Genomic DNA, 12,969 nt, shown 5'->3' with positions numbered 1-12,969 from the left:
TGGCGAAGGGGTACGGTGCATACCGATCGTCAAGAAGTCGTGAGGATTCTTAAGACTGTCTCCGGTTGCGCCACAAACCGCCATGCATGCGCAATGGACATTGAGTCCGCCCCGACTTCGTGGGAATGCTTGGCTGACAGTCTTGGCCCTAACCCTGTGCACGGGATCAACATGCAGCATTTGCGCCTTCTTCTGAAAGATGTCTGGTATCTTACCCGCCCCTATTTTACGTCCGAGGACAGGAAATGGGCATGGGGCCTGCTGGTGGCGGTACTGGTGCTGACCTTTTCCATCGTGGGGCTTGACCTGCTGCAGTCGTTTTCGCGCAATGCCTATTACACGGCGCTGCAGCAGCATGATGCCAGGACCTTCCTGCGCGGCCTGTTCTGGTATGTGCATAATGATCAGGGCCTTGTGCTGGGGTTCTTCATCGTGACCATCCCCATGGTGCTGTGCAGCATCTATGCCACCTACCTGCAGCAGATGCTGGGCCTGCGCTGGCGACGGTGGCTGACACAGCGCATGACGCGGCAGTGGATGGAAAACCAGACCTATTTCCGCATCGCCATCACCACGTCCGGGCTGGAAGCCGGGGCCGACAACCCTGACCAGCGCATACAGGAAGACCTGAACAGCTTTGTCACCGATACGCTGACGCAGTTCATCAACCTGCTGTCCAATGTCGTGACGCTGCTCAGTTATGTCGGCCTGCTGTGGGCGCTGTCCGGCCCGCTGGAGGTACTGGGCATTTCCATACCCGGTTACTTCTTCTGGGCCGCGCTGATCTATTCCGTGCTGGCGACGTGGGTCACGCACCTTGCGGGACGCAGGCTGGCGGGGCTGCAGTTTTTCCAGCAGCGCGCCGAAGCCGATTTCCGCTACAGCCTTGTCCATGTCCGCAACAATGCCGAAGGGATTGCCCTGTACCGGGGCGAGGGCGAAGAACAGGCCGGGCTGAACCGGTCGTTTTCGCAGGTATATGGCAATTTCCTTGTCATCATGCGCCGGACCAAATGGCTGGGGCTGCTGACGACGGGGCTGGAGGTCGTGTCGGGCAACTTCGCGATGCTGATCGGTTCGATCCGCTATTTCGCGGGCAAGATGACGTTCGGCACGCTCATGCAGCTTGTCATGGCGTTTTCGCGCGTGCAGGGCGCGCTGGGGTGGCTGTCCACATCCTATGCCTCGCTGACGACATGGCATGCGGAGGTCGCGCGTCTGGCCACCTTCCAGCGTGTGATGGACCGCGCGCAGGCCATGCGTGACGAGGTCACGGTGGTGTCCGCCCCGCCCACCGCGAACCTGCAGGTCAGCGGGCTGGATGTCTTCCGTCCCGACGGCGCGCCACTGCTGCGCAATGTCGGCTTCACGCTGGAACATGGGCAGATGACGGTGGTGACCGGCCCGTCGGGCACTGGCAAGTCCACGCTGTTCCGTGTGCTGGCGGGGATATGGCCGTTCGCCACCGGCACCATTACGCAGCCGGACGTGGCGATGATGTTCGTGCCCCAGCGGCCCTACGTGCCCACCGGCACGCTGCACCGGGCCGTGACCTATCCCGCCGGGGTGGAAGCCTACGCGGAAGCGGATGTGATCCGCGTCCTGCAGCAGGTCGGGCTGGGCACCCTTGCGCCACGGATCGAAAGCGAGGAGGCATGGGGCCAGATCCTGTCCCCCGGTGAGCTCCAGCGTCTGGCGTTCGCGCGTATCCTGCTGGCGCGGCCGGGTTGGGTGTTCCTTGACGAATCAACATCCAACCTTGATGCGGAATCGGAAGCGGCGCTGTACGCGCTGCTTCGTCAGATGTGCCCGGACATGACAATTGTCTCCATCACGCATCGGGAATCGGTGGTGGCGATGCACGTCAACCGTGTGGACCTGTCCCCCTTTGCCGTGCCGGCCGCCCCTGCGGACAGTGGCGGAACCATCAGCGCGCTTTCTGCATCGCCGCAACCATAAGGTCGGTATTGTGCCGCATCATGGTGATGTAGTCGGGTGCGGGGCCATCGGGCGGGGACAGCGCTTCGGCATACAGTTCCCCGCCGGGACGTGCATCCGTCGCCCGCGCCACCTGCTGGACCATGCGGGGATCGGTTGCGTTTTCCAGGAAATAGGTGGTCACACCCGTCTGGCGGATCTGCTGGATCAGGTTGGCGATATCCCCCGCCGAGGCTTCCGTCTCGGTTGACAGGCCCTGCGGGGCCATGAATGTCAGGCCATAGGCGCGCCCGAAATAGCCAAAGGCGTCATGGCTGGTCAGGATACGTCGATGATCGGCCGGAATGGTGGCGATGCGTTCGCGAATGTCATGGTCCAGCGTGCGCAGCTGCGTGACATAGGCGGCGGCGGACGCGCGGAAGCTGTCGGCATCCGCCGGGTCGATGGCGATCAGGGCATCACGGATGTTGTTGGTCCAGATGATGACGTTGGACACGCTGTTCCACACATGCGGGTCCGCTTCGGCCTGCTGCCTGCCCGGCGGGGTATAAAGGCTGATTCCGTCGGATACGATAACGGGCGTGCCATGGTATCCCGCCGCATGCGCAAGGCGGCTGAACCATGTTTCCAGTCCTTCGCCACTCATGAACACGATATCGGCCTGCCGCAGTTGACGGGCGTCGTCGGGGGACGGTTCGAATTCATGCGGATCGCCATCGGGCGGCACCAGCGACGTGACATGCACATGCGTGCCGCCGACATGCGACACCACATCGGCCAGCACGGTAAAACTGGCGACCGCCTGGACCGTATGGGACGCAGGTGCCGCATGGGCAGGCATGATGGACAGGACCCCGCAGAGGCCCAGCAGGCAGGACAGGCGACGCATGGGCGTGAACTTCCTATGACTGTTGAAAAATAAAAGGCGGTGTACATGATGTGCGGGTGTTCGTATGGCTGGCTGGCCATCCTGGGATCGACCACTGAACCTGTCCGCGGACATCAGGAACGGGCCGCGCGCAGGCCCGTGGGCGACGTGACAAGCGAGAGGACATACAGCACGCTGCATGTCAGGATGATCGATGGTCCCGCCGCCAGACGGAAATGATAGGACACCAGCAGCCCGATCAGTCCCGCCACCATGCCCGTCAGGGCGGACAGCGCCATCATGGGCAGGAGCCGGCGCGTCCACAGGCGTGCGGTCGCGGCGGGCACCATCATCATGCCCACCGACATCAGCGTACCCAGCGCCTCGAACCCCGCCACAAGGTTGATGACCACCAGAAACAGGAACGCCATGTGGTACAGCCCGCCCTGTCCGCCGGTCATGCGCATGAAGCCGGGATCGACACATTCCATGACCAGCGGCCGCCAGATGATGGACAGCAGGGCAATGGTGAGCGTCGTGATGCCGCCCATCAGGTACAGCGCCGGTGCGTCAATACCCAGTATGGTGCCGAACAGGACATGCAGCAGGTCGATATTCGACCCGCGCGCGGAAACGATCAGCACGCCCAGCGCCAGTGAAGTCAGGTAGAAACTGGCGAAACTGGCATCTTCGGCAAGCTGGGTGCGCCTGCTGACCAGACCGGCCAGCAGGGCCACCCCCAGTCCCGCCACGATACCGCCCAGCCCCATGGCGGTCAGCGACAGGCCACCCGCCAGCAGGAACCCGATGGCGGCCCCCGGCAGGATCGCGTGGCTCATCGCATCGCCAATCAGGCTCATCCGCCGCAGTTGCAGCATGACGCCAACCGGCCCGGCCCCCATGCCAAGGGTCACGGACGCCACCAGCGCGCGGCGCATGAAGCCGAATGACGCAAAAGGATCCCATAACGTGGACAGGATGCTCATGCCTGCATTCCCGTTTCCGGCCACGGATCCCGTGCCCCGCCATAGGCGCGCTGCAGGGTGACCGGTGTCAGGATGTCGGGCGTCCGACCCCATGTGGCCTGCCCGGCGTGAAGCAGCACGATATCGGGAAAGCAGGTGCGGATCTGGTGAATGTCATGCAGCACGGCAATGATGGTGCGACCCTGCGCATGCCATTCACAAACCAGCGCCAGCAGGTCCTGCGTTGTGGGCGCATCCAGCGCGGTAAAGGGTTCGTCCAGCACGATGACCTGCGCATCAGTCATGAGCAGCCGGGCAAAAAGCAGGCGCTGGAACTGGCCTGCGGACAGGGCCGAGATCATGCGCTCCGCCTGGCCTTCAAGGTTGACGCGCCGCAGGGCGGTCGCCGCGCGCAGGCGCACCGTCCGGTCCGCCCCGCCAAAGGCCCCGGTCTGCCGCCATGCCCCGCCCAGGACCATGTCGGTCACGCTTATGGGGAAGTTCCGGTCGATGATGCGGGCCTGCGGCAGGTAGCCAAAGTCACGCGGACCAAGGCCACCGCGCGTGATCGTTCCCAGCGCCAGCGGCAGTTCGCCCATTATGACACGCAGCAGCGTGGACTTGCCGGTACCGTTGGCGCCGGCAATGGCTGTCATGCTGCCGGGACTAAAGCTGCCGCTGACATGCTGCCAGACCGGCTGGCCGCCCATCGTGGCGGCGGCATTTTCCAGCCGGATTGTGCCATGGGTCATGGCGCCGCCACGGCCCATGCGATCAGTGCCCACAACACCGCGCATGGCACGGTCATGCAGGCCAGACGCTGCCACCATGCACGCGCCATCCATGTCAGGGGCAGCGGGGAAGGGGGAACAGCGGGGGCGGGATGCTGCATGGCTGTCCGTCTGCCTTGGTCCGGGGGCAATGTGGAAACAGGGGGGGAAAGCGGCATGGGGACGACCAGAGTGTTATAATATAACATATTCTTACATCATGGACTTGCCGACCGTCAAGGGAAGGCGGCATGGTGCTACCCCGACATCATGAACAGGCTGGTCCGGACAGGTGACGTTTCATACATGGCTGCTGTTTGCGGCTACTGCCTTTGTATTATCCGCAATGCCGGGACCGAACATGATGCACGTCATGTCCACCAGCATCCGTTATGGGGTGCTGCGCAGTGTCGGGGTCATGGCGGGGTGCATGCTGGCGATCGTGCTGGTGGTCAGTGCATCGCTGGCTGGCATGGCGGGGGTGCTGGCGGCTTCGCCCCGGCTGTTTGCGGTGCTGCGGGTGGTCGGGGCCGCGTATCTGGTGTTTCTGGGCGTGCGGGTATGGCGCGCGCGGGACGGGGCGGGGGAGGACGGGGTGGATATGGCCACGTCGCCACCCGTCGCCATGCGGGACCTGTTCCGCGACGGGTTCCTGACCGGGATCAGCAATCCCAAGCTGCTGCTGTTCGCCGCGGCCTTCCTGCCGCAGTTCGTCAATCCTGCCGTTGCGCGCATGCCGCAATATATCGTTCTGGTCGTGACCTTCGTGGCGGTGGAGGCGTTCTGGTACGGGATTTATGCCGGTGGCGGGCGCGTTCTGTCCGCATGGCTGCGTACGCCGGTGGTGCGGCGGGTTTTTTCCATCGTGACCGGACTTGTGTTCATGGGGTTCGGGGCCATGCTGCTGCTGACGCGCATGTAGGCAGGGCAGTGGCCAGCTGGTGGGCTCCCACCATCCCGCGCACCCGCTTGTGATACCGGACGGGGGCGCGAACGGCTGGCAGTGTGCCCATATTCCCTTCAACCATAAAGGGAAGGAACGCCAGCATGACCGAACCCACGATCAGAGACTGCCCCATCGGCCTTGATGCCACCGGCACACGGCGCGAAAAGGATTCGATGGGGGAAATCGATGTCCCCGCCAACCATTACTGGGGCGCGCAGACACAGCGCAGCCTTGTGCATTTTTCGATCGGGCGGGACCATATGCCCATCGAGGTCTGCCACGCCTACGGTATCGTCAAGAAAGCGGCGGCGCAGGTCAATGCGGCCGACGGGCGCATGCCGCAATGGAAGGCCGATGTCATAAGCCGCGTTGCGGATGAGGTGATCGCGGGCAGGCTGGATTCCGAATTTCCGCTTTTTGTCTGGCAGACCGGATCGGGCACCCAGACGAACATGAACGTGAACGAGGTCATCGCCAACCGCGCCATCCAGCTTCTGGGCGGGACCGTCGGGTCCAAGGCCCCGGTGCACCCCAATGATGATGTCAATATGGGGCAGTCGAGCAACGATTCCTTCCCCACCGCCATGCATGTCGCAACCCTGCTGGAAATCGACAGCCGCCTGCTGCCGCGCGTGCGCGAACTGATCGAAAGCCTGCGCACGAAGGCCGAGGAGTGGATGCAGGTGGTCAAGATTGGCCGTACCCATCTGCAGGATGCCGTGCCGCTGACGGTGGGGCAGGAATGGTCCGGCTGGGCGCAGCAGCTTGAAGATGCGCTGGAAGCGGTCGAGGCCGCGCGTCCCGGCCTGCTGCAGCTTGCGGCGGGAGGTACGGCGGTGGGCACCGGGCTGAATGCCCCGCCGGGTTTCAGCCGCGCCATTGCAAAGCGCATTGCCGCGCTGACCGACAGGCCGTTTGTCACCGCGCCCAATAAATTCGCGGCCCTTGGTGGTCTGGACGCCATGGTGCGGGCATCTGCCGGCCTGCGCGGGGTGGCGGTCACGCTGCTCAAGATCGCCAATGACATGCGCCTGCTCGGGTCCGGGCCACGCTGTGGCCTGGGCGAACTGCACCTGCCGGAAAATGAACCGGGGTCTTCCATCATGCCGGGCAAGGTCAATCCGACCCAGTGCGAGGCCATGGTCATGATCTGCACGCAGGTGCTGGGCAATGACGCCACCGTGGCGTTCGCGGGCAGCCAGGGGCAGCTTGACCTGAACGTGATGCGCCCGGTCATTGTTGCCAATGTGTTGCATGCCATCCGCATTCTTGCCGATGGCTGCCATAATTTCCGGGTCTTTTCGGTCGAGGGCACGAAGCTGAACCGCAAGCGCATTGATTCTTATGTGGCGGGCTCGGTCATGCTGGTCACGGCGCTCAGCCCCGAAATCGGGTATGACCGGGCGTCCGCCATCGCCCATCAGGCCATGGAACACGACATCAGCCTGCGGGAGGCCGCTCTTGCCTCGGGTTTCGTGGATGACGCGACGTTTGACCGTCTTGTCCGTCCGCTGGACATGGTGGGCAAGGGTGTGGGTGGAGCCTGATGCCTGAAAACGGATAAAATTTTTTGGTGAAGCTGTTTTCAAAAAGCTTCGTTAAATGCTGCCTTTTTAAAAAAAGGCAGCACCCGCAAACTTTCATTTTCCAGGCAAAACCTTAAGAAGGCGCGGCCCCCTGCGTATTCACCTGCAGGGTAAACAGCGCATCGCCCGCGCACATGAACAGCACATCGCGCTTGGGGCCGCCAAATGTCAGGTTCGATACCCCGCGTGGCAGCCGCAGCCGCCCGATCATGTGGCCGTGGGGGTTGTACACCACAACGCCACACAGCCCCAGCGGCCCGTTGGCCCCACACCACAGGTTGCCAAAGATGTCGGTGCGCATGCCATCGGGGATCATCTGGTGGCCACCCAGCATCATGTCGGCGAAGGGGCGCAGGTTGCGCACGTCGCTGCCCACCACGTCGCCCGCATGGATATGCTGGTCACCGCCATGCCCGTCCTGTCCCGGTCCGGGACCATCGGAAATGACATAGACGATCTTTCCATCTGGGGAGAACGCGATGCCGTTCGGGTCCGGCAGCTGCTGCTGTGTCAGGACGGCGCGGACATCGCCGGTGGCGGGGTCAACGCGGAACACATGGTCTTCCTGCCGCCTGTGCCCGCCAAACTGGGTCACGACTTCCCCATCCAGCGTCCAGCGTTCGATCCCGCCACGGTTGGCGGGTGCACCGGGGGCATCGGGGTGACCTTCCACGATCGTGTCGCCATAACCGGGATCGGTAAACCAGACGCTGCCATCGGGGTGGACCGCCACGTCATTGGGGGAGTTCAGTGGCGCGCCGCCGTAACTGTCGGCCAGTACGCGGCATGACCCGTCGTGTTCCCACCGGACCACGCGGCGCATGCCGTGTTCGCAACTGACCAGACGGCCTTCATTATCAAAGGCATTGCCGTTGCTGTTGTAGGAATAGTCGCGGAAGACCGAAACCGCGCCATTTTCCCACAGATAACGGTACTGCTGGGCACGGATCGTGTCGCTCAGCAGCAGGAAGCGCCCTTCGCTGTTCCATGCCGGACCTTCCAGCCACCCGCCGCCACGCCATGCCAGCTTCAGGCCGGCATTGGCGTAGACCAGATTACCGAAGCCGGGCTCAAGTACCAGTATGTCCGGGTCCGGCAGCGGCGTGACCGGCGCATCTGCCCCCCATTGCCGGGGCGGGGTGGAGATCACGCTGGCCGGTTGCGGCAGGTTGTCCACGGCCACTGCGCGGGTGGACAGGCCACCTGCCCATAACCCGCCCGTAACCAGCCCCCCGGCCAGCAGGGCGCGCCGGGTGGGTGGGAACGGACGGGTGACTGATGGCATGGAACGCGCCTTTCTGTTGTGGGACCAATCCCCCGTTCAGGCCGGGGGCAGGGCAGTCAGTTCAGTTTTCGATATTCTGCAGCACTTCAAACCCTTCGAACACCGGGGGACCGGCCATAAGCGGCTTGCGGTTGCCCGCATGGGCGTGGGCGGCGCGGAACTGTTCCGACTGCGTCCAGCCGACAAAGGCTTCATACGATTCCCATACGGTGTGCGAGGCATAGAGGATATAATCCTCGTGCGTGGGGCCTTTCAGGAACTGGAAACTGACAAAGCCGGGCACGGTGCGCAGGTGGACTTCGCGGCCCAGCCAGCGTTCACGGAATTCCTGTTCGTTTTCTGGCGGGATACGGAAACGGTTCATGGCAATGTACATGGTGTGCTTCTCCTGTTCTGTAGCCCGGTGTCCCCTAGCGGCCGCCGGACACCGTCATCACGCTGCCTGTCATATACGATGATGCGGGGGAAAGGAGAAAGGCCACCGCCTGCGCGATTTCGTCCACATGTCCCACCCGCCCCATGGGTACGACGGTTTCCGCCAGTTTTGCGGTTTCGGGCGGCACCATGTCGGTTGCGGTCAGACCGGGGGCGACAGCGTTGACGCGTATGCCCTCACGCGCGACTTCATTGGCCAGGCCACGGGTAAAGGTCTCGACCGCCGCCTTGCTTGCGGCATAGGGAACCAGCCCCGGCAGCCCACCCAGACGCGCCGCGACGGAGGACAGGTTCACGATCACGCCGCCCTTCCCGCCATGGCGGGTGGACATGCGCCGCACGGCCTCGCCTGATGCCAGCATGGTGGCGCGGATATTGATGTTGAACAGGGTATCCAGCGTTTCGGCAGTCTGTTCATCAACCCGCACTTTCGTGCCGGTAATGCCCGCATTGTTGACCAGCCCCGTCAGCGGCCCGAGTCCGGATGCCTGTTCAAACAGGGCGCGGATGTCTTCAGGCTTCGATATGTCGGCCCGGATCGCCAGCGCCCGGCCACCTTGCGCCGTAATCGTACGGGCCAGTTCTTCCGCCGGGGCGGCGTTGGCGGCATAATTGATGGCGACGGCATGGCCTTCATGTGCCAGCAGGCTGCTTATGGCATGGCCGATGCCCCGGCTGCCCCCTGTCACGATCACGACGCCATGCGGGTGCGCGGGGGTAGAATTGACGCTGTTCATAAACCCGTCCTGCCTGCTGTGCTGATATCAGATGGGATGATCATAGGCCCACGGGCAGGCATGCAAACAGGAAAACATGCCCGCCTGCAGGCCATGGGCGTATATCAGCCATCCAGCCGCGACAGGTGCGGCAGGAGGTCGGACAGGCCCTTGATGGTGGCGTTACGGGACAGACCCGTTTCGGCAGAGAAGCGGTCGATGACCGGGGCGGGGATCAGCCGGGTCACCACATTTTCATCAACCGGGGTATTGGTCGGGTGGTTTTCCCATTGCGTGACCTGCGTCTCCAGTCCTGCCCTGCGGGCGCGGTCATGCAGGTCACGCCGTCCGGGGCTGCCGGCATCACCCATATAGGCGATGACCGCGCTCATCAGGCCCGATGTATCGGTGCGCGCGCCTGTCAGCACGTCTGCAACCTTGTCCGCCGTCTGTCCGATCTGGTCTGTTGCGGCTTTGGCCATGGGGTGGCTCCTTCCATAATCAGTGGTCAGGGATATGAAGCCAACGTAGGCACGGGCACGCACGTCCCATCACGGATTTATGAAGAAAGACGTGAATTCCTATGGGAACTTTCCGCAGACTGCATCTGCATCGTGCCATGATGGCAGCACTGCATGGATGTGTCTTGACTCAGGCGGCAAACTGCAATGCGCTGGATGATATAACAAAAACTGCCATGTCATTATCTGAAGGGAGACAGCCAGATGCAATGCATTCCCGCCGTGTGGCGTTATGGGGCGCACGGCCTGATCTGGACATTCCATCTTACCATGGCCGTCGTACTGGTCAGTGCCAGCGCGCATGCAGCAGGACGCGAAGACCAGGCCAGCGCCTGCAAGGGCGATGTCTTCCGGCTGTGCTTTCTTGACATTCCGAACGAAAAACTGATGACGGAATGCCTGGAAAGCAAGCTTGACCAGCTTTCCCCCAAATGTCGCGCCATGTTCGAGGATGACGAGGCACAGGACGCTGAACACAGGCAGGAAGATGCCGCCGTGGCCCGGGACGTCGCGCCCACGCACTGACCACGCATTTGACGGGTCGGGGGATTGTGTCCACACAGGACCGTAATGATGATGTCCCCAGCCCACCGGGAAACCGTGACCCGGCCTGACCGCGCCCCGACCATCATGTGGTTTCGTGATGACCTGCGCCTTAAGGACAATCCCGCCCTGTGTGATGCTGCGGCCCGTGGGCCGGTCGTGTGCCTGTATGTCCATGATCCGGCCTTTCCACTGGGCGGGGCAGAAAAATGGTGGCTGCACGGGGCGCTGACGGCGCTGGACCATGACCTGCGTGCATGTGGCGGCCGGTTGTGGATCATGGCCGGGGCCCCGTGGGAAAACCTGTTCTGGCTGGTGGGCCAGACCGGGGCGGGGGCCGTGGTGTGGAACCGGCGTTATGGCCCCCATGCCCGGCAGGCGGACGCGGACATAAAGGCGGCCTTGAAAGCGCGTGGAATCGACGCATGCAGCCATTCCGGCAACATGCTGCATGAACCGTGGCAGGTCCGCACGAAACAGGGCACGCCTTTTCGCGTTTTCACGCCCTGGTGGCGTGCGGTGCAGGCCATGGGGGCGCCCCTGCCTCCGCTGCCTGCGCCCGTCCGGCCCACCTTCGCGCCAGTTCCGGCCGCGGTTGCGGACCGGCTTGTAGCGGTTGCGGACCTTGCCCTCCTGCCTGTGCGGCCTGACTGGGCAGGGGGATTGCGCGGGCAATGGCAACCGGGGGAGGCGGCGGCCCATGTCCGGCTGGAGTCCTTTGTGGCGGAACAGGTTGATGGTTACGCCACGCGGCGTGAACTGCCCGCGCAGCCTGCCACATCCGGACTGTCGCCCTATCTGCGCTTTGGTCACGTATCCCCCCGGCAGGTCTGGCACGCGGTGGAGGCGACGGGGAAAGGGGATCAGGATACCGCCTGTTTCCTGAGTGAAGTGGGATGGCGGGATTTCGCGCAGTCCACCCTGTTTGACTTCCCCGATCTGGGCACGGCCAACCTGCGTCGCGAATTCGACGCCATGCCATGGCGGCATGATCCGGTGGCATTGCGGGCGTGGCAGGCAGGGAAAACCGGCTATCCCATCATTGACGCGGGCATGCGTGAGCTATGGCATACGGGCTGGATGCATAATCGCGTGCGGATGATTGTTGCGTCATTCCTGACCAAGCACCTGCTGATTGACTGGCGCGCGGGTGCTGCGTGGTTTGCCGATACGCTGGTGGATGCGGATGCCGCCAGCAATCCCTTCAACTGGCAATGGGTGGCCGGGTGCGGGCTGGATGCCGCCCCCTATTTCCGCATATTCAACCCGGTATCGCAGGGGGAGAAATTCGATCCTGCAGGGGAATATGTCCGGACATGGGTGCCTGAAATCGCCCGCCTGCCTGATAAATACATCCACGCGCCATGGAAGGCCGGATCTGTTGTCCCTGCCGGATATCCTTCGCCCATTGTGGATCTGGCAGGTGGACGTGCGCGTGCCCTTGCGGCATGGAAATCATTATAAAACTTTGAAAATAAAACGAATTTTCAGAAAGTGGACAGATTTTACGCTGAATGTTAAGAAGTTTGCCAAGAATATGAAGTAAATTCAGGCATAGAAAACGTGATTTAAAATAAAAATAAAGGGATTCAGAGGCATTATGGAGATTTTTTCCTGCCATTAAAATGCAGAATTAAATACCTTGTTTCTGTAATAAAACGTAATTTCAGGTGCTTTTTTTAATCATGCTCCCCAGATGGAGCATGTATATCTAACAGGGGACAATACTACATGGGCAGGCGGTCCGGTTCTGCAATAGCCATTTCATACAGTGGGGGACGCCTTGCCTGTAGTGGCGGGCACTTCGATATGGATATGATCCGTCGCGCCATTGTCCGCTCCCACAGTGGCAGCAGGCATATATCCGCGATTTCCCTGCAGTCGATCCTGGCCTGCTCCGGTGCGTGGATCAGCCTGTGCCTTCATGAACTGTATGACTGGAACCAGGGAATTTTTGGTATTGATGGCGGGACGATTGCCATCACCCCATCCCATTCGGATGACGCCACCATCCTGCCGGTTGAAGTGCGACGGGGCGGCGGTAGCCTGATATTCAGCGCAGCGGAAAAAAAAACGGATGGCCTGCTGCTGGTGCACCTGACCCGCATGCATGACGTCCATGCCTGCGTGCAGCTGGTGTTTCAGGGCTGTGCCCGACAGTTTGCCTGTTACGATCCCATGACCGACATGACCCTTGTCGGCCTTGTGCCGGGGCAGGAAAAACCCGATGGCTGGGTGGCGGTGCGTCTGGAGGGGAATCCGTGGCATATCGATCATTCCGCCATGACAGGGGAGCAATGTCCCCCTGTCCCGATGCGGGAATGGCAGGCCACCGGACAGGATGCGATTATCCTGCGCCTGCCTGCATAAGGACGGATTGCGAACAAATCACGAAA

The 12,969-nt window shown here is 62.4% G+C and carries 13 protein-coding genes; 6 read left to right on the top strand and 7 right to left on the bottom strand.

The features are described from left to right. Positions 1–171 precede the first annotated feature (171 nt). Positions 172–1,959 carry an ABC transporter ATP-binding protein/permease gene (locus tag B7449_RS13020; RefSeq protein ID WP_199858403.1) on the top strand — a complete coding sequence of 596 codons (1,788 nt, stop codon included), beginning with the start codon at positions 172–174 and terminating at the stop codon, positions 1,957–1,959. On the opposite strand, the gene B7449_RS13015 is transcribed toward B7449_RS13020, so the two are convergent. From B7449_RS13015 to B7449_RS13005, 3 genes are all read right to left on the bottom strand, one after another. Continuing rightward, the gene (locus B7449_RS13015) at positions 1,928–2,827 is read right to left on the bottom strand and encodes a metal ABC transporter solute-binding protein, Zn/Mn family (RefSeq protein ID WP_039736716.1); all 900 of its coding nucleotides are present in this window, start codon (positions 2,825–2,827) and stop codon (positions 1,928–1,930) included. The two genes, B7449_RS13020 and B7449_RS13015, sit on opposite strands and share 32 nt — an antisense overlap. 113 nt (positions 2,828–2,940) lie before the next feature. Next, a complete protein-coding gene (locus tag B7449_RS13010; RefSeq protein WP_039736715.1) occupies positions 2,941–3,792 on the bottom strand; it encodes a metal ABC transporter permease in 852 nt (283 codons plus the stop codon). Further along, on the bottom strand, positions 3,789–4,601 hold the full coding sequence (locus B7449_RS13005; protein ID WP_039736732.1) for a metal ABC transporter ATP-binding protein: 813 nt from the start codon (positions 4,599–4,601) through the stop codon (positions 3,789–3,791). The genes B7449_RS13010 and B7449_RS13005 overlap by 4 nt, the downstream gene beginning before the upstream one ends. A gap of 232 nt (positions 4,602–4,833) precedes the next feature. Between B7449_RS13005 and B7449_RS13000 the strand changes: the two genes are divergently transcribed. Together B7449_RS13000 and fumC are read left to right on the top strand one after the other, a co-directional pair. Continuing rightward, positions 4,834–5,463: a LysE family translocator gene (locus tag B7449_RS13000; protein WP_039736714.1), complete on the top strand. Its 630-nt coding sequence runs from the start codon at positions 4,834–4,836 to the stop codon at positions 5,461–5,463. 125 nt (positions 5,464–5,588) lie between these two features. Further along, positions 5,589–7,034, top strand: a complete 1,446-nt coding sequence (gene fumC, locus B7449_RS12995; RefSeq protein ID WP_039736713.1) for a class II fumarate hydratase — start codon at positions 5,589–5,591, stop codon at positions 7,032–7,034. 112 nt (positions 7,035–7,146) lie between these two features. On the opposite strand, the gene B7449_RS12990 is transcribed toward fumC, so the two are convergent. From B7449_RS12990 to B7449_RS12975, 4 genes are all read right to left on the bottom strand, one after another. After that, positions 7,147–8,358: an SMP-30/gluconolactonase/LRE family protein gene (locus B7449_RS12990; protein ID WP_039736712.1), complete on the bottom strand. Its 1,212-nt coding sequence runs from the start codon at positions 8,356–8,358 to the stop codon at positions 7,147–7,149. Between the two features lie 61 nt (positions 8,359–8,419). Beyond that, complete coding sequence (locus B7449_RS12985; RefSeq protein ID WP_010515802.1) at positions 8,420–8,734, bottom strand: antibiotic biosynthesis monooxygenase family protein; 315 nt, start codon at positions 8,732–8,734, stop codon at positions 8,420–8,422. A gap of 34 nt (positions 8,735–8,768) precedes the next feature. Further along, complete coding sequence (locus B7449_RS12980) at positions 8,769–9,530, bottom strand: SDR family NAD(P)-dependent oxidoreductase (RefSeq protein ID WP_039736711.1); 762 nt, start codon at positions 9,528–9,530, stop codon at positions 8,769–8,771. Between the two features lie 104 nt (positions 9,531–9,634). Continuing rightward, entirely contained in the window at positions 9,635–9,991 is a 357-nt protein-coding gene (locus B7449_RS12975) for a YidB family protein (protein ID WP_039736710.1), read from the bottom strand. A gap of 243 nt (positions 9,992–10,234) precedes the next feature. On the opposite strand from B7449_RS12975, the gene B7449_RS12970 reads away from it, so the two are divergent. From B7449_RS12970 to B7449_RS12960, 3 genes are all read left to right on the top strand, one after another. Further along, positions 10,235–10,555 carry a hypothetical protein gene (locus B7449_RS12970; protein WP_039736709.1) on the top strand — a complete coding sequence of 107 codons (321 nt, stop codon included), beginning with the start codon at positions 10,235–10,237 and terminating at the stop codon, positions 10,553–10,555. A gap of 45 nt (positions 10,556–10,600) precedes the next feature. Then, positions 10,601–12,037 carry a cryptochrome/photolyase family protein gene (locus B7449_RS12965; protein WP_082084868.1) on the top strand — a complete coding sequence of 479 codons (1,437 nt, stop codon included), beginning with the start codon at positions 10,601–10,603 and terminating at the stop codon, positions 12,035–12,037. Positions 12,038–12,382: 345 nt separating this feature from the next. After that, entirely contained in the window at positions 12,383–12,943 is a 561-nt protein-coding gene (locus B7449_RS12960) for a hypothetical protein (RefSeq protein WP_242407813.1), read from the top strand. The last annotated feature ends 26 nt before the right edge of the window (positions 12,944–12,969 follow it).

Source organism: Komagataeibacter intermedius TF2, assembly GCF_000964425.1.
GTDB classification, from domain to species: domain Bacteria; phylum Pseudomonadota; class Alphaproteobacteria; order Acetobacterales; family Acetobacteraceae; genus Komagataeibacter; species Komagataeibacter intermedius.
Note: the sequence above shows the minus strand (reverse complement) of the source record. Positions and strands in the feature narration are given on the sequence as shown.